The sequence below is a fragment of the Polymorphobacter fuscus genome, assembly GCF_011927825.1.
GTDB lineage: Bacteria > Pseudomonadota > Alphaproteobacteria > Sphingomonadales > Sphingomonadaceae > Sandarakinorhabdus > Sandarakinorhabdus fusca.
The window spans coordinates 2531249-2554335 of sequence record NZ_JAATJI010000001.1 but is presented as its reverse complement, the minus strand read 5'-3'; the positions used below and the strand labels follow the sequence as shown (position 1 = coordinate 2554335).

25 protein-coding genes are annotated in these 23087 nt (G+C 68.0%); 8 read left to right on the top strand and 17 right to left on the bottom strand.

Features of this window, described 5'->3' with window-relative positions; translation table 11 throughout:
• Positions 1 to 24: 24 nt before the first annotated feature.
• The 6 genes from GGQ62_RS12215 to GGQ62_RS12190 form a co-directional block, all read right to left on the bottom strand.
• Entirely contained in the window at positions 25 to 2157 is a 2133-nt protein-coding gene (locus GGQ62_RS12215) for a TonB-dependent receptor domain-containing protein (RefSeq protein WP_152578580.1), read from the bottom strand.
• Positions 2158 to 2373: 216 nt separating this feature from the next.
• On the bottom strand, positions 2374 to 3045 hold the full coding sequence (locus GGQ62_RS12210; protein ID WP_152578579.1) for an SDR family oxidoreductase: 672 nt from the start codon (positions 3043 to 3045) through the stop codon (positions 2374 to 2376).
• 14 nt (positions 3046 to 3059) lie between these two features.
• Complete coding sequence (locus GGQ62_RS12205; RefSeq protein ID WP_152578724.1) at positions 3060 to 3707, bottom strand: MarC family protein; 648 nt, start codon at positions 3705 to 3707, stop codon at positions 3060 to 3062.
• An 8-nt stretch (positions 3708 to 3715) separates the two neighbouring features.
• Positions 3716 to 4588, bottom strand: coding sequence for a bifunctional methylenetetrahydrofolate dehydrogenase/methenyltetrahydrofolate cyclohydrolase FolD (gene folD / locus GGQ62_RS12200; protein ID WP_152578578.1), 873 nt, complete (start codon positions 4586 to 4588; stop codon positions 3716 to 3718).
• Positions 4585 to 4914 (bottom strand): DUF167 family protein, encoded by a 330-nt coding sequence (locus GGQ62_RS12195; protein ID WP_243446249.1) that lies wholly within the window; start codon positions 4912 to 4914, stop codon positions 4585 to 4587. The genes folD and GGQ62_RS12195 overlap by 4 nt, the downstream gene beginning before the upstream one ends.
• Before the next feature lie 7 nt (positions 4915 to 4921).
• A complete protein-coding gene (locus GGQ62_RS12190) occupies positions 4922 to 5221 on the bottom strand; it encodes a YggT family protein (RefSeq protein ID WP_152578577.1) in 300 nt (99 codons plus the stop codon).
• Between the two features lie 205 nt (positions 5222 to 5426).
• Here GGQ62_RS12190 and GGQ62_RS12185 point away from each other — a divergent pair, with 205 nt between their 5' ends.
• Positions 5427 to 6905 (top strand): esterase-like activity of phytase family protein, encoded by a 1479-nt coding sequence (locus tag GGQ62_RS12185; protein ID WP_152578576.1) that lies wholly within the window; start codon positions 5427 to 5429, stop codon positions 6903 to 6905.
• Between the two features lie 16 nt (positions 6906 to 6921).
• Here GGQ62_RS12185 and GGQ62_RS12180 read toward each other — a convergent pair whose 3' ends face one another.
• Entirely contained in the window at positions 6922 to 7701 is a 780-nt protein-coding gene (locus GGQ62_RS12180; RefSeq protein ID WP_152578575.1) for an SDR family oxidoreductase, read from the bottom strand.
• Between the two features lie 71 nt (positions 7702 to 7772).
• On the opposite strand from GGQ62_RS12180, the gene GGQ62_RS12175 reads away from it, so the two are divergent.
• The 6 genes from GGQ62_RS12175 (at position 7773) to GGQ62_RS12150 (ending at position 13747) form a co-directional block, all read left to right on the top strand.
• Positions 7773 to 8636, top strand: a complete 864-nt coding sequence (locus GGQ62_RS12175; protein ID WP_152578574.1) for a 3-hydroxybutyryl-CoA dehydrogenase — start codon at positions 7773 to 7775, stop codon at positions 8634 to 8636.
• Between the two features lie 239 nt (positions 8637 to 8875).
• Complete coding sequence (locus tag GGQ62_RS12170; protein WP_152578573.1) at positions 8876 to 9340, top strand: hypothetical protein; 465 nt, start codon at positions 8876 to 8878, stop codon at positions 9338 to 9340.
• A gap of 44 nt (positions 9341 to 9384) precedes the next feature.
• Positions 9385 to 10296, top strand: coding sequence for an acetylglutamate kinase (gene argB / locus GGQ62_RS12165; RefSeq protein ID WP_152578572.1), 912 nt, complete (start codon positions 9385 to 9387; stop codon positions 10294 to 10296).
• Between the two features lie 62 nt (positions 10297 to 10358).
• Positions 10359 to 10862, top strand: coding sequence for a hypothetical protein (locus tag GGQ62_RS16630; RefSeq protein WP_167649613.1), 504 nt, complete (start codon positions 10359 to 10361; stop codon positions 10860 to 10862).
• 125 nt (positions 10863 to 10987) lie between these two features.
• Entirely contained in the window at positions 10988 to 13303 is a 2316-nt protein-coding gene (locus tag GGQ62_RS12155; RefSeq protein WP_152578570.1) for a PAS domain-containing sensor histidine kinase, read from the top strand.
• Positions 13304 to 13348: 45 nt separating this feature from the next.
• Complete coding sequence (locus GGQ62_RS12150) at positions 13349 to 13747, top strand: response regulator (protein WP_152578569.1); 399 nt, start codon at positions 13349 to 13351, stop codon at positions 13745 to 13747.
• Positions 13748 to 13835: 88 nt separating this feature from the next.
• Here the strand turns inward: GGQ62_RS12150 and pnp are convergent, their stop codons facing one another.
• The 9 genes from pnp to GGQ62_RS12105 all read right to left on the bottom strand — a co-directional run bounded on the left by pnp (position 13836) and on the right by GGQ62_RS12105 (position 20805).
• The gene (gene pnp, locus GGQ62_RS12145) at positions 13836 to 16172 is read right to left on the bottom strand and encodes a polyribonucleotide nucleotidyltransferase (protein ID WP_152578568.1); all 2337 of its coding nucleotides are present in this window, start codon (positions 16170 to 16172) and stop codon (positions 13836 to 13838) included.
• Positions 16173 to 16317: 145 nt separating this feature from the next.
• On the bottom strand, positions 16318 to 16587 hold the full coding sequence (gene rpsO, locus GGQ62_RS12140; protein WP_152578567.1) for a 30S ribosomal protein S15: 270 nt from the start codon (positions 16585 to 16587) through the stop codon (positions 16318 to 16320).
• 31 nt (positions 16588 to 16618) lie between these two features.
• Complete coding sequence (gene truB / locus GGQ62_RS12135) at positions 16619 to 17521, bottom strand: tRNA pseudouridine(55) synthase TruB (RefSeq protein ID WP_152578566.1); 903 nt, start codon at positions 17519 to 17521, stop codon at positions 16619 to 16621.
• Entirely contained in the window at positions 17518 to 17868 is a 351-nt protein-coding gene (locus GGQ62_RS12130; protein ID WP_152578565.1) for a HepT-like ribonuclease domain-containing protein, read from the bottom strand. The genes truB and GGQ62_RS12130 overlap by 4 nt, the downstream gene beginning before the upstream one ends.
• Positions 17869 to 17884: 16 nt before the next feature.
• Positions 17885 to 18178: a nucleotidyltransferase family protein gene (locus GGQ62_RS12125; RefSeq protein WP_152578564.1), complete on the bottom strand. Its 294-nt coding sequence runs from the start codon at positions 18176 to 18178 to the stop codon at positions 17885 to 17887.
• A 36-nt stretch (positions 18179 to 18214) separates the two neighbouring features.
• Positions 18215 to 18763, bottom strand: a complete 549-nt coding sequence (locus GGQ62_RS12120) for a GNAT family N-acetyltransferase (RefSeq protein ID WP_152578563.1) — start codon at positions 18761 to 18763, stop codon at positions 18215 to 18217.
• Positions 18753 to 19196, bottom strand: coding sequence for a 30S ribosome-binding factor RbfA (gene rbfA / locus GGQ62_RS12115; protein ID WP_152578562.1), 444 nt, complete (start codon positions 19194 to 19196; stop codon positions 18753 to 18755). The genes GGQ62_RS12120 and rbfA overlap by 11 nt, the downstream gene beginning before the upstream one ends.
• A gap of 39 nt (positions 19197 to 19235) precedes the next feature.
• Complete coding sequence (locus GGQ62_RS12110) at positions 19236 to 20027, bottom strand: YkgJ family cysteine cluster protein (protein WP_152578561.1); 792 nt, start codon at positions 20025 to 20027, stop codon at positions 19236 to 19238.
• On the bottom strand, positions 20017 to 20805 hold the full coding sequence (locus tag GGQ62_RS12105) for a YkgJ family cysteine cluster protein (RefSeq protein ID WP_152578560.1): 789 nt from the start codon (positions 20803 to 20805) through the stop codon (positions 20017 to 20019). The genes GGQ62_RS12110 and GGQ62_RS12105 overlap by 11 nt, the downstream gene beginning before the upstream one ends.
• Positions 20806 to 20915: 110 nt before the next feature.
• Here GGQ62_RS12105 and GGQ62_RS12100 point away from each other — a divergent pair, with 110 nt between their 5' ends.
• Entirely contained in the window at positions 20916 to 22304 is a 1389-nt protein-coding gene (locus tag GGQ62_RS12100; RefSeq protein ID WP_341534275.1) for a M24 family metallopeptidase, read from the top strand.
• Positions 22305 to 22413: 109 nt separating this feature from the next.
• Here GGQ62_RS12100 and GGQ62_RS12095 read toward each other — a convergent pair whose 3' ends face one another.
• The gene (locus GGQ62_RS12095; RefSeq protein WP_152578559.1) at positions 22414 to 23061 is read right to left on the bottom strand and encodes a YjbE family putative metal transport protein; all 648 of its coding nucleotides are present in this window, start codon (positions 23059 to 23061) and stop codon (positions 22414 to 22416) included.
• Between the last annotated feature and the right edge of the window lie 26 nt (positions 23062 to 23087).

Here is a 23087-nt window from a genome sequence, read left to right as displayed (position 1 = left end):
CAGCGGCGGCGCCGCGCCGCCGCTTCAGAAGTCGACATTGACCGACAGGTAGAGGCGCCGCGGCTCCTGGTTGTTGGCATATTGCTGGGCGTAGACGGTGCGGGTGCCGTCGCGGTACGGCAGATATTCGACGAAGTTGGTGTTGAAGACGTTGTAGATCACGGCGTTGAGCGTGATCGCATCGTTGACCCGGTAATTGCCGCCGATGTGGAGCAGCTGATAGGCGGCGAAGTCGCCCAGCGCGTCCTGCGCCGCACCCGTACCGCGGAAACGGCCGGACTGGACCTGGCCACGCGCCCAGAGCGACAGGTCGCGGCTGGTCTTCCAGCGCAGCTGGGCATTGGCCATGTGGCGCGGCGTGCCGATCAGCGGCAGCCCCTGTTCGGGGCCGGACAGCTGCTCGCTGTCCGTGAACGTATGGTTGGCGGTCAGCGTCAGCGCCGGGGACAGGACGAAGCGCAGCGCCGTTTCGACGCCGCGGGTGCGCGCCTTGTCGATGTTGATCGTCTGTCCGAACAGGTCGACATTGGGGAAATTGCCGACATCGAGGCAGCCAGCGCGGTCGGGGGCGAGGCGGAACGCGCAATTGGGGATGCCAGGGCCGGCGGCGATCTTGTCGTCGAATTCGTTGTTGAACAGCGTGACATTGCCCGACAGGCCGGCTTTGGTATCGAAATAAACGCCGACCTCCGCCGATGTGGTGGTTTCGGGGCGCAGCCCGGGCGTGCCAATCAGCGGGATTGTCCCTTGGCCGCCGAAGCCGGTGATGCCGGGCGTGATCTGGTCGAGCCGCGGCGTCTTGAAGCCCCGCGACACGCCGCCCTTGATGGTGACGGCGTCGGAAACGTTCCAGACGGCATAGCCGCGCGGGCTGACCTTGCCGCCGAAGGTGGTGTGCCGGTCATAGCGGGCGCCGCCGGTCAGGGTGAAGCCTGGCAGCAGCTTCCAGCTCGCTTCGCCGAACACCGCCCATTGGTCGAAGGCATAGTCGATCGGCGCGACGCCATCGGCCATGCGCGCCCACCAATATTGGCCGCCGGCGGTGAAGATGACCGGGCCGGTTTCGGCCACCAACCGCGTATCGGCGATGGTGTTGGTTGCCCGCAAGGCGCGCGGATCGCCGGGGGTGGCGCCGGGCGTGCCGGGCGGAATGGTGCGGCCGAAGGTTTCGGTGGTGTTGCGCGTCAGCGTCGATTCGATGGTGCCGAAGCCCGTGCGCCAGTTGTGCGCCCCGGTAATCTGGTTGCGGACGAAGCGCAGTTCATCGGCATAGCCGCCCTGGACCGTGCCGGTGCCGAGCTGCGATTCGCTGTTGTCATAGCGTTGGTGCGACCGGTCATATTCGACCCACAGGTCGTGGTTCGACGCCGGCGTCAGCGACAGCCGGCCGCCCAGGCTGTAGATATCGGCAGCGACCGGGCTGGGCCCGCGCGTGCTGACCTCGATCGGCGTTCCTGACGAATCGAGGAACGTCAGGTTCGACGCATCGCGGCGCAGATAGCTGCCGCGCACCGACAGCCCGACCAGGTCGCGGACCAGTGGCCCCTGGACGAAGCCATTGGTCGAATAGGTGTTGCCGAAATCGCCATCGCCCTGCAGCGTCGTGTCGACGGTGGCGGTGCCGACCCAATTGTCGCCGACCTTGCGGGTGATGATGTTGATGACACCGCCCATCGCGTCCGAACCATAGAGCGTCGACATCGGGCCGCGCACCACCTCGATCCGCTCGATCGCTGCCAGCGGCGGCAGGAAGCTGGTGGAGGTTTCGCCAAAGCCGTTGGGCGTGACATTGCCGGGGGCGTTCTGGCGCCGGCCATCGAGCAGGACGAGCGTATAGTCGCTCGGCATACCCCGGATCGACACATTGAGCCCGCCGGTCTTGCCGGCGGTGCCGCCGACATCGACGCCTTCGACGTCGGACAGGGCATCGCCCAGATTGTTGAAGCGTTCGGTTTCCAGTTCGGCGCGGCCGATGACGCTGATGCTGGCGGGAGCGTTGACGATCTTCTGTTCGAAGCCCGAGGCGGTGACCACGATGTCGGCGGCCGGGCTGGTCCTGCCGGCACGATCCTGTGCGGCTTGCTGTGCGGCCAGGGGCGTGTGCATCGCCGTCAAGGCCGCGACCGTCAGCGTCAGTTTCGTCGTGTCCGAAAGCATCTCAATTCCGATTTGATAACCGTTCGCAACTGCGTTTTGCGATTGAGACGCATTATGTCAACCAGGTAATGTTCCGTAGCGGACGTTTGTCATCGCGTCGCTGTTTGACCAACGCCGGGCACAAAGGGGCCGCACCCCTGACTTCGGCGTCAGGCCGTGTCTTTCACTTGCGCGGTGGTTGCTGCAGGCACGCCGGCGCTGGCCGGCATCACGCCCCTACCAGGGCAGCGTCTTGCCGGTATAGTCGAGATAATGGTGTCCCGCCGCCGGCCGGCTCTCCAGCACATCGGCGAGCCCGGCGACGCTGGTCGCCACATCGATATCGGCGCCGTCGCCGCCCATGTCGGTCTTCACCCAGCCGGGGTGAAGGCTGAGCACGGCGTGTTCCTTGCCCTCCACCGCCGCAAAGCCGCGGGTCAGCGAATTGAGCGCGGCCTTGGACGCGCTGTAGAGTTCGGCATGGGCGTGGGTGCGCAGTTCCACCGACCCCAGGATCGACGTCATGAACGCCACCGTGCCGCCGGGCGCGACGTGGCCGAGCAGCGTGCGCGCCGTCCGCACCGGGGAGACGGCGTTGGTCATCATCAGCCCGGCCAGCCCAGCCGCGTCGACCGTGTCGGCGGTCGCCTTCGGCCCGGTGACACCGGCGTTGATGAACAGCAGGTCGAACGGCCCCGGCTGGCGTGCTGCCAGCGCCGCGACCGATGCCGGATCGTCGATATCGACCGTCTCCACGGTGATGCCGCCCGCCGACGCCGCGTCGGCGAGCGCTGCGCTCTCGGTGCGCTGCGTCGCCGTGACCTGCCAGCCGCGCTTTGCCAGTTCGGCCGCCAGCCCAAGTCCCAGTCCGCGCGAGGCGCCGATGATGATCGCTGTCTTGCCTGCCATGGTCCCGCTCCTGCTCAACCGATCGAGAAACTCTGCTTGATGCCGTCGACGACGAACTGCGCCGCCAGCGCCGCCAGCACCACGCCGAGCAGCCGCGTCAGCGCGCCTTCGAACTTGACGCCCATCAGCCGCATCAGCGGCCCCGCCAGCAGCAGCGCCGCCAGCGTGATCAGCATCACCGCCAGCAGCGCCGCCATCACCACCAAGGTTTCCTCGGTGCTGCGGCTGCGCGCCGCCAGCAGCATGATCGCCGCCAGCGACCCCGGCCCTGCCAGCATCGGGATCGCCATCGGGAACACCGAGATATCCTCCGATTCGATCGGCTTGGCGGCGGCAGCGGCGGCCGAGATGACTTCCTCGGCGCGGTTCTCGCGGCGCTCGGTGCGCTTTTCGAAGACCATGTCGATGGCGATCAGGAACACCATGATGCCACCAGCGATCTTGAACGCCGGCAGGCTGATGCCCAGCGCGCCCAGGAACGCCTGGCCGCCGAGCGCGAAGGCGACCATGACGCCGGTGGCGATGGCAACCGAGCGATAGGCCATCGACCGCCGGTGGGCGACGTCGGCGCCGTTGGTCAGGCTGGAAAAGATCGGCACGCAGCCGGGCGGATCGAGGACGACGAACAGCGTCACGAACGCCGAAACGAACAGGGCGAACAGCGATTCCATCAGGCGGCACTTGCCCGGGCGCGGGCCGCCTTCAACGTGTTGGCGAGCAGCCCGGCAATCGTCATCGGCCCGACGCCGCCCGGCACCGGGGTGATCCAGCCGGCGCGTGTCCGGGCGCTGTCGAAGTCGACATCGCCGACGAGCCGCGCCTTGCCGTCGGCACCGGTCACCCGGTTGGTGCCGACATCGATGACGCACGCCCCCGGCCGGATCCATTCACCCTTGACCAGCCCCGGAACCCCGACCGCCGCCACGACGATCTCCGCTCCCCCGACATGGGCCGCGAGGTCGCGTGTCCGGCTGTGCGCGATCGTCACGGTTGCGCTTTGTCCCAGCAGCAGCGCCGCCATCGGCTTGCCGACGATGTTCGACCGGCCGATGACCAGCGCTTCCTTGCCCGCGATATCGCCCAGCGCCTCGGTGATCAGCAGCAGGCACCCCGCCGGCGTACACGGCACCAGTGCGTCGAGCCCCGCCGAGAGCCGCCCGACATTGACCGGGTGAAAGCCGTCGACATCCTTGGCCGGGTCGATCGCCGCCAGCACCCGGTCGGTATCGATATGGCGCGGCAGCGGCAGCTGCACCAATATGCCATCGACCGCCGGATCGGCGTTGAGCGCCGCGACCAGCGCCAGCAGCGCCGCCTCGCTGGTGTCCGACGGCAGCACATGTTCGCCCGACACCATGCCGGCCTCGCGTGTCGCGGCGCCCTTCATCCGCACATAGACGGCGCTCGCCGGGTCCTGGCCGACCAGAACCACCGTCAGCCCCGGCGCCCGGCCATGGGCGGCGACGAAGTCGGCGACGCCGGCGGCGACGTCGGTGCGCAGGGCCAGGCCGCGGGCCTTGCCGTCGATGATGATCGCGCTCACGCCGTCGTCTCCAGAAGTTTTGCCTGCGCCCGCCGTGCCAGTTGCACCGGGTCTCCGTCGACTAGGACGCGCTTCAACCGCAGCGTCAGGCCAGCCGTCACCTCGACATGCGATCGCGGCACGCCGAGCCATTTCGCCACCAGTTTTTCGACCGCGTCGTTGGCGTCGCCATCGACCGGCGCCGCTGCCACGCGCAGTTTCAGATGCGGCCGCGTATCGGCGTCATGCCCCAGCCCCTCGATGGCGTCGCGGCCGCCGCGCGGCGTGACGCGGACGGCGATCGACAAGCCGCCGGCCACCGGCGTCCAGGCGTGCGGCAGGCTCAACCCGCTGTCACCGCGTCATGTCGAGGAGGATCGCCGGCAGGCCGCGCTGCACGAGCATGATCAGCAGGATCAGCACCATCGGCGCCAGGTCGATGCCGCCCATGTCGGGCAGGATGCGGCGGATCGGCCGCAGCATCGGGTTGAAGAAGCGATCGAGCCCGGTGACGACGCCGCGCACAAAGCCATTGTGCATGTTGACGACGTTGAAAGCGATCAGCCACGACAGGATCGCCCAGATCACCAGCGCCCAGATCAACCACTGCAGCACCATGGTGATGATGTCGACGACGACGAACAGCGTATTCATGCCTTGTGCCTTTAGGGGGAATGGTGCCGGCCTGTGCCGACGCTCTACATGCGCTGTCGCCGAGGCGCAAACGCTGGCAACGCGCCCAGGTCGATCCCGGCTGTCCGGCGGCTCGGGAGCGTCATGGGATCGTAAAGCCCGTGTCACAAATCCGCGTTAACCATTCCCGCGAACGTAAGGTTCATTTCGGGGGGGGGAACACAACATGCGCAGTCTGTTCATCGCGTCGGTTGCAGCCGCGGCGCTTGCCGCGCCGGCCGGCGCCGCCGTCTCGCTCGCCGGCGTTATCGCCGTTCCGGGGAACGCCACCGACCTCGCCGGCGGCAGCACCGCGAACGACAACCGGCTGAGCTTCGGCTCCGACATGGTCTATCATGCCGGCACCGACACCTTCTATGGCATCAGCGACCGCGGTCCCGGCGGCGGTACCATCGATTTCGCACCGCGGATCGAAGCCTTCAAGGTCAATGTCGACAAGACGACCGGCGCCATCAGCAACTTCGACCTCAAGGCCACCAAGGTCTTCCGCCAGGCCAATGGCAACCCCTATAGCGGCCTGTTCCCCGATCGCCTGCCCGGCGGCAGCAAGGGCGCGCTCGGCAATGCGCTCGATTCCGAAGGCATCGCCCGCCTGTCGAACGGCCAGTTCATCGTCGCCGACGAATATGGCCCGTCGGTCTATCTGACCAGCCGCGACGGCCGGTTCATCCGCGCCTTCGAAACCCCGGCGAACCTCATCCCGCGCCAGCCCAACGGCGATGTGAACTTCGTCGATGGCCGCCCGGTGACGACGGCGGGCCGGCAGGACAATCGCGGTTTCGAAGGCATCACCGTTTCGGGGGATGGCAAAACGGCCTGGGCGATCATGCAGGACCCGTTGCTCGATGATGCCACCGCCGCCGGCGAAGGCCGCCGCAGCCGCAACCTGCGCATCGTCGCATTCGACGTCGCGACCGGCAAGGCGACGGCGCAATATGCCTATCAGCTGGAAACGCTGGCCGCGATCAACGACCGCATTCCCGGCACCGGCGACGATTTCGGCGCCAATTCGCAGGGCCGCAACATCGGCGCTTCGTCGATCACCTGGATCGGCGGCACCAAGTTTCTCGTCATCGAGCGCGACAACCGCGGCGAAGGCCCGGACAATCTGCTCGCCGGCGCGCTGGCCCCGGTCGGCAGCAAGCGCATCTACATGATCGACCTCGCCGGCGCGACCGATGTGTCGAGCGTCAAGTTCGACACCAGCAATTCCAGCCTGCCGGACGGCGTCGTGCCGGTTTCCAAGCTGCTGTTCCTCGATATCGCCAGCGCGCTGACCCTCGCCGGCCAGCCGATCCCCGAAAAGTTCGAAGGCCTTGCCATCGGCCCGCGCATCGACGGCGGTTTCGCGCTGATGCTGGCGACCGACAACGACTTTTCGGTGACGCAGAACGGCAGCAATGTGCAGTTCGACGTCTGTGCCGGCGTCGGCGCGCCGACCCAGGTGGCACTCGGCGCCGCCTGCCCCGATGGCCAGGCGCTGGTGCCGTCGCGGCTGTACAGCTTTGCCGTGACGGGGGCCGATGCCGCCAGCTTCAGCGCTTCGCTGTTCGCGGTGCCGGAACCGTCGAGCTGGGCGATGCTGATCGCCGGCTTCGGCCTGACCGGCGCCGCCATGCGCCGCCGCCGCGCCGCCATCGCCTGACGCAATCGCTGCCGGATCAGCGGCCCGGGCTGGCGGCTGATCCGGCGAGCAGCCCGCCATCGATGTGGAACTCGCTGCCGGTGACATAGGCCGATTCGTCGCTGGCCAAGTATACCGCCATGGCCGCGACTTCGTCCGCCGTGCCGAAGCGCTGCAAGGGGGTGTCGGCGACCAGCGCCGCCATCCGGTCGGCGCGGTCGGGACCATCGCCGAGCATCGCCTCCCACATCGGGGTCAGGATCGCGGCCGGGTGGATGGAATTGCAGCGCACCGCCAGGCCGGTCTGGGCGCACCACAGCGCCACCGATTTGCTGTGGTTGCGCACCGCCGCCTTGGACGCGGCATAGGCCGCGGCGCCGGGGATGCCGACGAGGCCCGACCGCGACGAGATGTTGATGATCGAACCGCTGCCCTGTGGGCGCATCGCCGCGATCGCGGCCCGGCAACCGAGGAAAGTGCCGTCGAGATTGACCGCGTGCACGGCGCGCCAATCGGCAAGGCTGGCATGTTCGGGGTCGTGCGGGCCGGTGCCGCCTTCGAAACCGGTGACGCCGGCGTTGTTGACGAGGATGTCGAGCCGGTCCAGCGCCGCCATCGCCGCTGCCCAGTCCGCTTCCGCGCGGACATCGAGGCGGTGAAAGCGCCCGCCGATCTCGGCGGCGATCGCCGCGCCGGCGGGATCGATATCGGTCACCCAGACCGAGGCGCCTTCCGCCGCAAAGCGCCGCGCGATGGCGGCGCCGATCCCGCGCGCGGCGCCGGTGACGAGAGCGGTCTTGTTGGCGAGCCTGGTCATGCCGTCGGCCATAACCGGGTTTGCCGGCAGGGCAAGGGGCGCTAAAGCCCCAAGCGAACAGGGAGACGGACATGCAGACAATCGGAGTCATCGGCGCCGGCCTGATGGGCAATGGCATTGCCCATGTCGCAGCACTCGCCGGCTATGACGTCATCCTGTCCGATGTCGAACTGGCGCGGGCCGAGGCGGCCAAGGTCACGATCGGCAAGAATCTCGCCCGCGGCGTCGCCAAGGGTGTTGTTACCGAGGCCGATGCCGATGCGGCGCTGGCGCGGATCGGCCTGACCGCCGACAATGCCGATTTCGGCACCGCCGACCTCGTCATCGAAGCCGCGACCGAGAATGAGGCGGTCAAATGCAAGATCTTCGCCGGGCTGGCGCTCAAGCCTTCGGCGCTGCTCGCCACCAACACCTCGTCGATCTCGATCACCCGCCTGGCGGCGGCGAGCGACCGGCCCGACCGCTTCACCGGGCTGCATTTCTTCAACCCGGTGCCGTTGATGACGCTGGTCGAGATCATCCCCGGGCTGCAGACCTCGGATGCCACCCGTGCCGCGATGGCGGATTTCGCGGCGCGCATCGGCAAGACCGCGGTCGTCGCCGCCGACAGCCCGGCGTTCATCGTCAACCGCATCCTGTGCCCGATGCTCAACGAGGCGATCTTCGCGCTGGGCGACGGCGTCGGGTCGGTCACCGATATCGACACCGGGCTGAAACTGGGCGCCAACCACCCGATGGGGCCGCTGACGCTGGCCGATTTCGTCGGGCTCGACACGTTGCTGAGCATCATGAAGGTGATGCAGGAGGCGACGGGCGACCCCAAATATCGGCCGGCGCCGCTGCTGGTCAAATATGTCGAGGCCGGCTGGTATGGGAAGAAGTCCGGCCGCGGCGTTTACGACTATTCGGGGCCGGAGCCGGTGCCGACGCGGTGATCGACCGAGTGATGCGAAACCGGGCCGAAAGTCTCGAAAGTCACACCGAAACGGGGTGTTTCCAACAGGTTTTGGCGCTGCGGTGATCGATTTCCTCGATGATGGCCGGCGGCCGCCAGTTGGCAGGGTTCGACGCTGTTCTGGCAGCGGCCTTGATCGGGAGGCGGGTCCCTACTGGCGATTTCAAAGAGCGTGGCGGCGCCACACATAACCGATATGGTTGCTGTAGGACAGGGCCCATGGAGCTGACATTCACCAAGGGGGCCGGCAAGGTCGACCGGCTCGTCATCGTCACGGCGGCGGGCGCGCAGCCGGTGATCGACTGCCCCAAACAGGGCATCATCCCGCACGACATGGTGCATTTCGCGGTCGAATCGGAGGTGGCGGCCTGCGGCTTTCTCGGCGGCATCGCGGCGGGGGGCGACAGCGGCTATGGCGCCGGGATCGACGACCCGCACCACCGCGCCGTCGAGCGGCTGGTCGAAACCGTCCAGGCCGAAGCCTGGGGCGGTGCGCCGGTCGACGATGCCGACTTCCGGGCGCTGTACCATGTCACCTGCGACGCGCGCGGCGATGCACCGCTCGATGTGCACGCGGCGACGCTGGCGGCGATCCGGGCCCGGCTGACCGATCTGACGGCGCGCTGGGCGGCGGTGCCGGTCGGCGGCAGCCTGGTATTGCGGATGGTGTTGCGGATGGCGTGACGTCGCGGCTTTCGCAGCCGCCGCGCCCCCCCTATAGACGCAGGATGAGCGCTCCCGACAGCCACGCCCCGCACCCCGACATGCTCGCCAAGACGGAGACGCTGATCGAGGCGCTGCCCTATCTGCAGCGCTATGCCGGCAAGATCTTCGTCGTCAAATATGGCGGCCATGCCATGGGCGATGCGGCGCTGGCGCAGGACTTTGCCGAGGATATCGTGCTGTTGAAGGCGGTCGGCATCCTGCCCGTCGTCGTCCATGGCGGCGGGCCGCAGATTGGCGCGATGCTGAAGCGGCTGGGGATCGAAAGCCGTTTCGTCGATGGCCTGCGCATTACCGATGCCGCCACGGCGGAAGTCGCCGAAATGGTCCTGGCCGGGTCGATCAACAAGGAACTCGTCGCCTGGATCGAACGCGCCGGTGGCCGCGCCGCCGGCATTTCGGGCAAGGACGCCGGGCTGGTGCGGGCCAGGAAGGTGGAGCGCACCACCCGCGACCCCGGCAGCGCCATCGAGCAGGTCGTCGACCTGGGCTTTGTCGGCGAGCCCGAAAGCGTCGATCGCACCATCATCGACACGCTGCTGAACGCCGGCATCGTGCCGGTCATCGCGCCGGTCGCGGTCGGCGCCGATGGCCATACCTACAACATCAACGCCGATACCATGGCCGGCGCCATCGCCGGCGCGCTGGGCGCGGCGCGGCTGTTCCTGCTGACCGATGTCAGCGGCGTGCTGTCGAAGGACAAGGCGTTGCTGAGCGACCTGACGCCGACCGATATCGCGGCGCTGACCGCCGATGGCACCATCAGCGGCGGCATGATTCCCAAGCTGGAAACCTGCGTCGCCGCGATCGCGGCCGGGGTCGATGCCGCCGTCATCCTCGATGGCCGCATCGGCCATGTCATGCTGCTGGAGATTTTCACGCGTCGCGGCGTCGGCACGCTCGTCCGCGCCGGTTGACCGGCTCGATTCCGTTTCGGCGGCGTGCTACGAAGGCCGGGACACGCAGAAGGATGCACAGTATGCGCAATACAGCATTGATCATCATGACCGGTGCCCTGATGCTCGCCGGCTGCAACAAGACCGAGCGCGACGCCGAAGCCGCCAAGGCACGCGTCGATGCCGCCGCCGAAACCGCCGCTGACCGCACGGAAGCCGCCGGCGAGCGGATCGCCGACCGCACCGAGGCTGCCGGCGAACGGATCGCCGACGGGGCCGAAGTCGCCGGCGACAAGATCGACGCCGCTGCCGAGCGCACGGGTGACCGGATCGACGCCGCCGCCGACCGCACCGGCACCGCCGCCGAGCGCGCCGCCGAGCGCACCCGGGCGGCGGCGGAACGTGCCGGCGAACGGATCGATGCCGCGGCGTCGACCGCCGGGGCAAAGGCCAGCGCCGCCGCCACCACGCTGGGCGCCAAGGCGCGCGTCGCCGGGGAACGCATCGACGCCAAGGCCGAGGCCGCGGGGGAACGAATCGATCAGAAGGCGACCGACCTGCGCAACCGGGTCGAAGACCGCCGTTAGAAGCGTCTTGCCCCGGCATTCGGCCCGCCACGCCGCGGCAATGGCGCTGCGATGATTTGATTGCCAAATCCGGCGATTTGCGACCATGGTGACCCCATGTGGACGCAAATCCGGCCCTGCTTCCGATGACAGTCATGCCCGAGGCAGGCCATCGGCCGGACGACGGGCAGGCGGCGGCGGCCTGGCTGGCGACCGATACCGACTGCGGCGCGCGGATTGCCGGTCGCGACTGGTCGGCAACGGTGCTGGGTCCGGTGCAGGGCTGGCCCGTCAGCCTGCGCACGGTGCTCGCCGTCGTGCTGCGATCGCCCGTGGCGATGGCGCTGCTGTGGGGCGAGGACGGCATCATGCTGTACAATGATGCCTATGGCGTCATCGCCGGCACGCGGCATCCCGGCGTGCTCGGCGTGCCGGTGCGCCAGGCCTGGCCCGAGCTTTCCGACTTCAACGATCATGTCATGGGCGTCGTGCTGCAGGGCAAGACCTTGTCCTACAAGGGCCAGGTGCTGTCGCTGGTCCGCAACGACGCGCCGGAAGCCGTGGTCTTCGACCTCGATTATTCGCCGGTCCTGGGTGACGATGGCATGCCGGCGGGGGTCATCGCCATCGTGGTCGAAACCACCGATGCGGTCGACGCCCGGCAGCGCCAGCATGCCGCCGAGGCGGCCCTGGTTGCCGAGCGCGACCGTGCCCGCGGCGTGCTGGAGAACATGGCGGAAGGCTTTGTGCTGTTCGATCATGATTTCCGCATCATCGACATCAACACCGAAGGCGTGCGCATCGCGGGGCGCAGCCGCGCCGAGTTGGTGGGGCAGAAGCAGGCCGATGCCTGGCCGGGCCCGGACGATGCGCAGGTGGTCGCGATGTGCGCGCGGGCGATGGCGGAGCGGGTGCCGGTGGCGCTCGAATACCAGCATTTTGCGCCATCGGGCACGACGATCTGGCTCGATCTGCGCGCCTACCCCACCGCCGACGGGCTGGCGCTGTTCTTCAAGGATGTGACGTTGCGGCGCCGCGCGCTCGACGCCGCCGCCGAAGCCGCGGAGCGCATCGAACTGGCGCTCGATGCCGGGGCGATCCTGGGCACCTGGGTGTGGGATGTGCCGGGCGATCGCATGGTTGCCGATGATCGCTTTGCCATGACCTTCGGCCTCGATCCCGCCGAATGCCGCAACGGGCTGCCGCTCGACCTGGTCACCACAACGATCCACCCTGACGACCAGGCGCGTGTCGCCCGGGACATCAGCGCCGCCGTGCTGCAGGGCGGGCGCTATCGGTCGCAATATCGCATCCGGCGCCCCGATGGCGGTTATTGCTGGATCGAGGCCAATGGCCGCGTCGAAACCGGGCCGGACGGCCGCGCGACGCGCTTTCCCGGCGTCCTGATCGACATCGATGCGCGCCGCGCCGCCGAGGCCGAGCGCGACCGTGCCACCGCGGTGCTGGGCACCTTTGCCGAGGCCGTGCCGGGCGTCGTCTTCGCCAAGGACCGCGACGGGCGTTTCATCGTCGGCAACCGCGGCACCACCGCGCTGCTGGGCAAGGCGCCGGCCGATTATCTCGGCCGCACCGACAGGGAGGTGCTCGAGGACAAGGCCCAGGCGGCGGCGATCATGGAAACCGACGAGCGAATCATGCGCAGCGGCGTTTCCGAGCAGCTGGAAGAAAACGTGCGCTTTCCCGACGGCACCGAGGCGATCTGGCTGTCGACCAAGGCGCCGCTGCGCAACGATGCCGGCGACGTCATCGGGCTGGTCGGGTCATCGGTCGACATCACCGACCGCATCGCTGCCAAGCATGCGCTGGAGGACGCGCTGAAGACCAGCGACGTCCTGCTCCACGAGGTCAACCACCGCGTCAAGAACAGCCTGCAGATCGTCACCAGCCTGTTGATGCTGCAGGCCGGCCAGGCCAAGGACCCCGACCTGCGCCAGAGCCTGATGGAAGCCCGCGGCCGCATCGCGGTGATCGCCGGGATGCACCAGCGGCTCTATTCGACCAGCCAGCACGACCGGGTGAACTTTGGCGAATATGTCGTCGACCTGGCGGCCGAGACGCTGACATCGCTGGGCGGCACCGGGCGCATCACCTTCGAGACCGACATCGCCCAGGACGTCGTCGTTGTCCTCAACCATGCGGTGTCGCTGGCGCTGGTGGTGACCGAACTGGTCACCAATGCCATCAAATATGCGTTTCCGGACGGCCTGGCGGGCCGAATTTGCCTGACATTGGAACGCAACGGGGATCATGTCGTTCTAACGGTCGCGGATGACGGCATCGGGCTTCCCGATGGCTTCAACCCGGCGGCACGCGGCAGCCTGGGCATGAAGATCGTCACGGCGTTGATCCGCCAAGTGCGCGGGGTGCTGACGATCGGCGCCGGCGCGGACGGGCGGGGTGCGGTGTTCAGCATCGCCATCCCGGCATCGGAGATTGTTTAGGAGCAGGATGGTGACGATTGGCAGGACGGAAGCACAGGCCCGACGATGATGCGCGTATTGATTGTCGAGGACGAAGCGCTGGTCGCGATGGAAATCGAAGGCATGCTGGAAATCGCCGGCCATGACGCGACCGGCATGGCGGACGACCTCGAATCGGCAGTGGCGGCGGCTGAAGCCGACCGTCCCGACCTCGCGTTGGTCGATATCAACCTGGCGCGCGGGTGCAGCGGGCTCGACGTCGCTGCGGCGCTGAAGGCGCGCGGCGTGCCGGTGATGTTCGCGACCGGCAATTGCGCCAGCGACAGCGGCCGCGGGCTGGCGATGGGCTGCCTGCACAAGCCGATCACGGACAGCACGCTTGCCGCCGCGATCGCCGCGGCGGCGGCGGTGCTCGGCGGCGGCCGTCCGCAGCGGCTGCCAGCCTCGCTGCACTTCTACGATTGATCGCCGGGGCACAGGCCCGGACGCATCGCCGGATAGAAAAAAGGCCGCCCCTTTCGGGACGGCCTTTTTCGTGTCGGCTGACCGGGGGTCAGTCGCGCGGGCCGGTCAGGAAGTCCGGCAGGCTGCCGCCTTCCGACGGGGCATCCTCGCGCGGCGCACGCTCGGGGCGGGGACCGCGATCGCCTTCGGCGCGCGGGCCGCGGTCGTCACGGCGCGGGCCACGGTCGCCGCCGTCACGGCGCGGACCGCGATCACCGCCATCGCGGCGCGGGCCACGGTCGGAACGCGGGGCGCGGTCGTCGCCACCTTCACGCGGCGGGCGCGTGTCGGCGATTTCGGCACCGGTTTCCTGGTCGACGAGGCGCATCGACAGGCGCACCTTGCCGCGTTCGTCGACGGCGAGGACCTTGACCTTGACCTGCTGGCCTTCGGTCAGTGCGTCCTTGACGTTGGCGACCCGCTCGTTCTTGATTTCGGAGATGTGGACGAGACCGTCCTTGCCCCCCATGAAGTTCACGAACGCGCCGAAATCGACCATCGACACGACCTTGCCGGTGTAGATCTTGCCGACTTCGGCTTCCATGGTGATGCCTTCGATCCACTTGCGGGCGGCGGCGATCTTTTCCGGGTCCGACGAGGCGATCTTGACGGTGCCGTCATCATCGATATCGACCTTGGCGCCGGTCGTCGCGACGATTTCGCGAATGACCTTGCCGCCGGTGCCGATGACGTCACGAATCTTGTCCTTGGGCACCTGCATCGTTTCGATGCGCGGCGCGTGCGACGACATTTCCTCGCGGGTGTGATCGAGGCCCTTGGCCATTTCGCCCAGGATGTGCTCGCGCCCGGCCTTGGCCTGGTGCAGCGCGACCTTCATGATCTCCTCGGTGATGCCGGCGACCTTGATGTCCATCTGGAGGGCGGTGATGCCTTCCGACGTGCCGGCCACCTTGAAGTCCATGTCACCCAGGTGATCTTCGTCACCAAGGATATCGCTGATGACGGCGAAGTCCTTGCCTTCGAGGATCAGGCCCATGGCGATGCCGGCGACGGGGCGCGTCAGCGGCACGCCGGCGTCCATCAGCGCGAGGCTGGCGCCGCAGACGGTCGCCATCGACGACGAGCCGTTCGACTCGGTGATGTCCGACAGGACGCGGATCGTGTAGGGGAAGGCTTCCTTCGTCGGCAGCACGCCGTTGACGGCGCGCCAGGCGAGCTTGCCATGGCCGATGTCGCGGCGGCTGGGGGCGCCGAAGCGACCGACTTCACCGACCGAATAGGGCGGGAAGTTGTAGTGCAGCATGAAGCGTTCGTAGCGCAGGCCATCGAGACCATCGATCATCTGTTCGGCGTCGGCGGTGCCGAGCGTCGTGGTGACGATCGCCTGGGTTTCGCCGCGGGTGAACAGCGCCGAACCATGGGTGCGCGGCAGGAAGCCGACGATGGCTTCGATGGGGCGGACGGTCGTGGTGTTGCGGCCGTCGATGCGGATGCCGTCCTTGAGGATGGCGTTGCGGACGATGGCGCCTTCGACCTTCTTGACCAGCTTCGACGCCTTCAGCGCTTCGGCGGGCGCGGTGCCGGCGAACATTTCCTTGACGGTGGCCTTGGCCTTGCCCAGCGCCGACTGGCGGTCGGCTTTCGCGATGATCTTGTAGGCATCGGCGATCGAATCACCGACGGCGTCCTTGATCTTGGCAAGGGTGCTGGTGCTGTCTTCGATGTGAAGGTCCCAGGGTTCCTTGGCAGCGGCTTCGGCGAGGCGGATGATCGCATCGATCACCGGCTTCGAATGGTTGTGCGCGTGCATGACGGCGCCGAGCATGATCTCTTCCGAAAGCTCCTTGGCTTCGGATTCGACCATCAGGATGGCGTCGCTGGTGCCGGCATAGACCAGTTCGAGCTGGCCTTCCTTGACCTGTGCCTTGGTCGGGTTGAGGATATATTCCCCGTCCTGATAGGCGACGCGGGCGGCGGCGACGGGGCCCATGAACGGCACGCCCGAGAGCGTCAGCGCGGCCGACGCCGCGATCAGCGCGACGATGTCGGCTTCGTTCTCGCTGTCGTAGGACAGGACCTGGGCGATGACGAGGACTTCATTGTAGAAGCCTTCGGGGAACAGCGGGCGCAGCGGGCGATCGATGAGGCGGCTGGTCAGCGTCTCATGCTCGGTGGCGCCGCGTTCGCGCTTGAAGAAGCCGCCGGGGATGCGGCCGGCCGCCGAATATTTTTCCTGGTAATGGACGGTCAGCGGGAAGAAATCCTGGCCTTCCTTGACGCTCTTGGCGGCCGTGACGGCGCAGAGCACAACGGTTTCGCCGTAGGTGGCGAGCACGGCGCCATCGGCCTGGCGGGCGATGTGACCGGTTTCGAGGGTCAGCTTGCGGCCGCCCCATTCGATTTCCTGTTTGTGGATGTTGAACATGTTTCGTCTTTCGTCTCGCGACCCGGCCCTATTGCCGTTCCGCGCCCTGCAGGTCCGCTGAATGCGGGCCGGGGCAGCGACCATCGCTGGCCCCGGATAGACGAACGGCCCCGCAGAAGGGGCCGTCCGGAATTATTTGCCCAGACTACTTACGCAATCCGAGCTTCGTGATGAGATCGGTGTAGCGCGCCTGGTCGATCTTCTTGAGATAGTCGAGCAGCGAGCGGCGCTTGTTGACGAGGACGAGCAGGCCGCGACGGCTGTGATTGTCCTTGGCGTGGGTCTTGAAATGCTCGGTCAGGTTGGAAATGCGCTCCGAAAGGATGGCGACCTGGACTTCGGGCGAACCCGTGTCGTTGGCGGCGCGGGCATTGCCCTTGATGACGTCGGCCTTGCGTTCTGCGGTAATCGACATCGGATACTCCTATGCTGCGAAGCCAAAATGGCTACATGTTGAACCCGCGCAGCACCCGGACCTGATCGTGGTCGATCTCGACAAGCGCCACGGGAACAGAGCCGAGGCAGGCGAGATAGGTGCCGGGTTTGGCGGGGTGCCCCGTCAGCTTGCGCCCCTGTCGGAGTGCCGCCGCCTGATCGGGATCGATAACGAGAGCCGGGATGTCGTCCAGCCCCGCCATCAGTGGCAGGATGACCTGTTCTAGGCTGGCCCCCTGCACCGATTGTTCGAATTTGTCCAGCGATATCGCCTGCGCGATGGCGAACGGGCCGGCCTTCGTGCGGCGCAACATGGTGACATGGCCGACGGTGCCGAGCGCCAGCGCCAGGTCGCGCGCCAGGCTGCGGATATAGGTGCCCTTGCTGACACTGGCGCAAAAGGTCGCGCTGTCGGCGGTGGTGGCAAGCAGCGCCAGGCTGTGGATGGTGACATGGCGCGTCGCCAGTGCGACCGCCTCGCCGGCGCGCGCCAGCGCATAGGCGCGCTTGCCATCGACCTTGAGCGCCGAATAGGTCGGCGGCACCTGGTCGATCGGCCCGGTGAAACGCGGCAGCACGGCGGCAATGGCGGAGGCGTCGGGGCGCACGTCGCTGGTGGCGGTCACCGCGCCTTCGGCATCCTCGGTCGCCGTCGCGACCCCCCATTGCACGGTGAAGTCATAGCCCTTGGTGGCATCGAGCATCCGCCCGGCGAGCTTGGTCGCCTCCCCGATGGCGATCGGCAGCACGCCGGTGGCCAGCGGGTCGAGCGTGCCGCCATGGCCGATCCGGTCCGGCCGGATGCCGGCGCCGCGCAGGATGCGCTTGGCGGCGGCGACGCCCTGCGCCGATGAAAGGCCGAGCGGCTTGTCGAGGATGAGCCAGCCGTTGAGATGGGGGGTGGTGATGGTCAATCCTCGGGTGTCGCCGCAAGCATGTCGGCGATTGCAGCCTTGAGGGCGGGAAATTCGTCGATCACGATGAACCAGATCAATGCCGGATCGACCTGCTCATAGGCGTGCCGCAGCCAATTGCCGATATCGGCAACCCGGCGCCACGGCACCTCGGGGTGGCGAACCGTCAGTGCCGGATCGATATGGCGGCTGGCTTCGGAGATGACTTCGATGCCGCGTTCGACGGCGCTGCGCCGCAGCCAGTCGCTGCGAAAGTCCGCGAGCGACAGGCCGGCAATTGCCGCTTCGATGGCGGCGACTTGCGTTGTGATATCGAGCAACCGCAGACGCACGGCGCGCTTTACCATTTGAAGGTGCGGGCCATCAGAAGACCCGCAGCGCTTCGGCTTCGATCCGCGGGCGCAGATAGGGGTGCAACGACCCCCGTGTCATGACATCGGCCTTGCAGCCGAGCAGGGCCTCGACCGTATCGCGGACCGCCATGACGCCGAACAGGCTGAGCCGCGGATCGGCGGGATCGAAGAAGAGATCGACGTCGCTGGCAGGGCCGGCTTCGTCGCGCGCCGTCGAGCCGAACAGATACAGGGCACCCACCCCGGCAGCGCGGAGCCTGTCGGCATGGGCCAAAAGTCTGGCGGTAGTTTCGCTGCGGCGCATGCGGCCGTTTACCACCAAGACGCGGCGAAAGTCACCTCAGGCGCCCAGCAACAGCGCCGATTCCTCACCCGGCAACAGCGAATAGACCGCCGTGTCGCGGACATGGCCGGTCCAGGTGATCTTGTTCCGGCGCAGCACGCCGTCCTGTTTCGCGCCCAGCTTGCGCACGGCCGCCTGCGAGCGTTCGTTGCGGACATCGATATCGAACACGATGCGGACGATGCCGCAGGCGCGGGCGTGGCCGATCATCAGGCGTTTCAGCCGCAGGTTGAGGCCGCTGCCGCGCACCGCCGGGTGGAGGAAGGTGCCGCCGATGGCGACCGTGCGGTTGGCGGCGTCATGGCCGTACCAGCTGGTGCAGCCGACCAGGGCGTCGCCGTCGAATACCGCATAGACCTGCCGCGCGCCCTGCAGCATCGTGTCGAATTCGGGGTCGAAATGGTCGCCGATCAGCGAATAGGGGTACATCACCCAGATATCGGCATCGGCCGCCGCGACCTGGCGCAGCGCCTCGCGATGCGCCGCGGTCAGCCGTTCGAGCCGCAGGTCGCCGGCGTGCAGCGGCACGTACAGCTCAGTCGTCATCGCCTTCCTCGTCGCGGATGTCCGACAGGCGGCGCGGCTTGGCGTCGGGTTCCAGATCGCGGGCGATCGACGGGCGGCGCAAGATGGCATCGATGCGGGCGCCGGCGTCGAAGCTTTCGTCGGCGCGAAAGCGCAGGTCCGGCGTGTATTTGGTCGCCATCTTGCGCGCGACCTCGCCGCGCAGGAAGCGGGCGTGGCTGGCAAGCGCCTTGACGACGGCCTGGTCGTCGCCGCCGCCCAGCGCCTTGATGAACACCGTCGCATGGCGCAGGTCGGCGGTGACGCGGACCTCGCTGACCGACACGATCGTGCGCTGCAACAGCTCGTCGCGCAATTCGCCGCGGCCGATGATTTCGGCGATGGCGTGGCGGACCTGTTCACCGATCCGTTGCAGGCGGATCGAGCGGCCCTTTTCGTCAGGGGTGGCTTTCATCGGCCCGATGTAGGTCGTGCGTGCGCAAGTTGCAAAGGATCACCCCGACAGCTTGGCGAGCACATCGAACACGCCCTTGACCAGCGACGGGCCATTGTGGACCGGCGGCGGTGCCGGATTGGCCGCTGCCCAGTCGAGCGCATCGACGAGCAGCAGCCGGCCATGGCCGGCCATCACCGCTTCGGTGGCGATCAGCGCCTGGCCAAGGCTGCCGCCGAGCCGCACCGGGCGGACATTGTCCATCGTCGGCCAGCGGCAGTTCTCCGCCGGCGAGGTGACCAGATATTCGCGGCAGGCGAGCGGCCGGACGGGGTGGATCGAACAGCTTTCGTCCTCGAGGAACGGGCACGCGACGCCGGCGCGGAAATAGGCCATGCCAAACGCCAGCCGATCCTCCATCGTCGCCGCGTCGAAGGTGGCGGCGCGATCCCCGATGCCGGCCGCGGCGAGCGCCTGCCGGGCCGCGGCGAAGCGCGCCTGCACCTGGGTGCGCCGCGCATCGGGCATCGCCGCGACATGGGCGGCGACGTCGCGCGCTTCGGATGGCGCGATCGGCACCGCCTGGCGGCAGCAGGCGCCGCAGCCGGCGCGGCACGAGACCGACAGGCCGGCGGCGGCCGCCTGCCCCACGGCGCGATCGACCATCGCGCCGAGAAACCCCTGGAAGATCGGCAGCAGGGGTTCCAGCGTCGTCGGTTCGACCGGCACGGTGACGCGGATCGGGATGTGGTCGTCGCCCAGCTTTATGGTGACATTGCCGGTCGCCGCCGGCGCGCCGGGGACCAGGGTTGCCGACAGGTCCAGCGGTTCGGCAGATGGTTCAGGCGGCATCGGCGCGCCGCCCGGGCAGCTCCGCGATCGTCGTCAGCGCCAGGTCGATGCCGGGATGTTCGGGCACCGGCGCCGGATGGGCGGCGGCCCAGGCCAGCGCATCGACCATCAGCACCGTGCCATGGCCTTCGACTGCCTTGCCGCGCGCCGTCACCGCCGCCGAGGCACGGCCGGCGAGCGGCACGGTGCGGATGCTGGCGTCGCTGGGGTCGGCACAGGCCTGTGGCGGCGAGGTGACGAGATATTCGCGGCACGACAGCGGGCGATCGGGGTGGATGGCGCAGCTTTCGGCCTCAAGGAACGGACAGGCGAGACCCAGCCGGAAATAGCGCCGGCCGTAATCGTCGCGTTCGGTGCGGTCGAGCGCGGCGATGTCGGCGGCGACGGTCGTCAGCCCCGCCGCCGCCAGCGCCGCCCGGGCAGCGGCGAAACGCGCTTCCAGTTGCGTCCGGCGCGGGTCCGGCATGGCGGCGACGAGGGCGGCGATGGCGCGCGCCTCCGCAGCGGCGAGCGGCACCGCCTGGCGGCAGCAGGCACCGCAACCGGCGCGGCACGACAGGCTGCGCCCCGCCGCCGCCTCCCGGGCGATGCCGCGTGTCGTCAGTTCGTCGGTGATGGCGCGAAAGATCGGCAGCAGCGATTCGAACGGCGCCGGGGTGAGCGAGGCGGTGAGCAGCGCCGGCACGCTTTCATCGCCGATTTCGAGGGTGATGGTGCCGGTGATCGGAGCCATGCCATCGCTGTCGGCGGCGCGCAGGGCGAGGACATCGTCTTCCATCGGCACAGCCTAAGGGGCGCGCCTGCCGATGGCTAGGGCCGAAACGATCCCGCCCCTTCCCTGCCGCGGGTTTCGCCTTATGGTGCCGGCGACCACAAGGGGAGACATACGTGCTTTTGACGATAGCGGCGCTGATGGCGCTGGGACAGGCTGCGGGCGAGACCGCGGGGGGCCAGGCGGGGACGCAGCCGAAGATGTGCCAGACCGAGGCGCCCGACCCGGCGATGCCGGCGATCCTGCCGCTGAAGGACCGGGCGGCATTGCAGGACAAGTGGCTGAAGGAACGGCTCGACACGGTGGTGCCGCAGATCATGCGTGCCAACGGCATCGACATGTGGGTGCTGGTGGCGCGCGAATATCTGGAAGACCCGGTGGTGGCGACGATGCTCGACGGGCAGAGTTTCCACGCCCGGCGGCGCACGATCCTGGTGTTCTACGACCCCGGCGCAGGCAAGCCGGTCGAACGGCTGACGGTCAGCCGCTATGGGCTGGGCGGGCTGTTCGCGGCGGCGTGGAAGCCCGAGGAACAGCCCGACCAATGGGCGGCGCTGGGCGAGATCATCAAGGCGCGCAACCCGCAGAAGATCGCGCTCAACGTCTCGCCGATGTCGGCCTTTGCCGACGGGCTGACGGCGAGCCAGCGCGACGGCGTGCTGGGCGCGCTGACGCCGGCGTTGAAGGCGCGGGTGGTGCCGGCGGACCGGCTGGCAATCGGCTGGCTGGAAACGCGGATCCCGGCCGAAATGGCGGTCTATCCCGATATCGTGCGCACCGCCCATGCGATCATCGCCGAAGGCTTTTCGCCCAAGGTTATCACGCCGGGCAAGACCACCACCGACGACGTCATGTGGTGGTATCGCGAACGCATCGCCGGGCTGAAGCTGGCGACCTGGTTCCAGCCGACGGTCAACATCACCCGCCAGGGCGTCAAGGACACGATCGGCGGCGATACGGTGATCCTGCCCGGTGACCTGTTGTGGGTCGATTTCGGCATCAAATATCTGGGGCTGAACACCGATACCCAGCATATGGGCTATGTGCTCAAGCCCGGCGAGACCGACGCGCCGGCGGGGCTGAAGGCCGGGCTGGCCGCGGCCAATGGCGTGCAGGATGCACTGACATCGTCGTTCAAGGTCGGCGCCAGCGGCAACGAGGTGCTGGCGGCGGCGCGCGCCAAGGCGATCGCGGCGGGGCTGACGCCGATCATCTATTCGCACCCCATCGGTTACCATGGCCATGCCGCGGGAACGCCGATCGGCATGTGGGACAACCAGGCGGCGCGGCCCGAAGGCGAAGCGCCGATGGACGCGCCCACGGCCTGGTCGATCGAGCTGGCGGCACGCCACAAGGTGCCCGAATGGGGCGGTCAGGACGTCGGCTTCCGACTGGAGGAAGACGCCTATTTCGATGGCAGGACCGTGCAGTATATCGATGGCCGGCAGACCCGCTTTCACCTGATCCCGCGGGTGGCGGGGACGGGGGCGAAGGGCTGCGAATAACGATCCCGCGCATCCCGGACGATGTCGGGGGGCGGAGTCCCTCGACTTCGCTCGGGATGAGCGGATTTTCAGCGCAATGCCCCTGCGATCGGGCCTCGCCCGGCCGGCGTCAGCCGACCAAGGGTTGCACCACCGGGGCGACCTGGTGCCAGCCTTCGACGATCATCTTGATGGCGACATAGACGATGACGGCCAGGCCGACATAGGCGATCCAGCGGTAGCGTTCGATATATTTGGCGATGAAATTGGCGGCGATGCCCATCATCGCCACCGATACGACCAGCCCGATGATCATCACTTCGGGGTGTTCGCGGGCGGCGCCGGCGACGGCGAGGACATTGTCGAGGCTCATCGACACATCGGCGATGGCGACCGACCAGGCGGCGGCGGCGAAGCTTTTCGCCGGCGGCGGGCCGGTGACGCTTTCGAAATCATCGGCGCCTTCGACGTCGATGATGGCTTTCGACGGGCGCAGGTCGCGGTACATGCGCCACGACACCCAGAGCAGCAGCAGCCCGCCGGCGAGGACGAGGCCGACGATCTGCATCAGCTGCGTCACCAGCAGCGCGAAGACGATGCGCAGCACCAGCGCCGCGGCGATGCCGATGGCGATGACCTTCTTGCGCTCGTGCGGCGGCAGGCCGGCGGCGAGCGAGCCGACGACGATGGCGTTGTCCCCGGCCAGCACGACATCGATCATCACCACCTGCAACAGGATGGCGAGCGCGCCGGGCGCGAAGATATTGGCGAAGTCCATGACCGGCAGTTAAGGCGGCGGCAGCG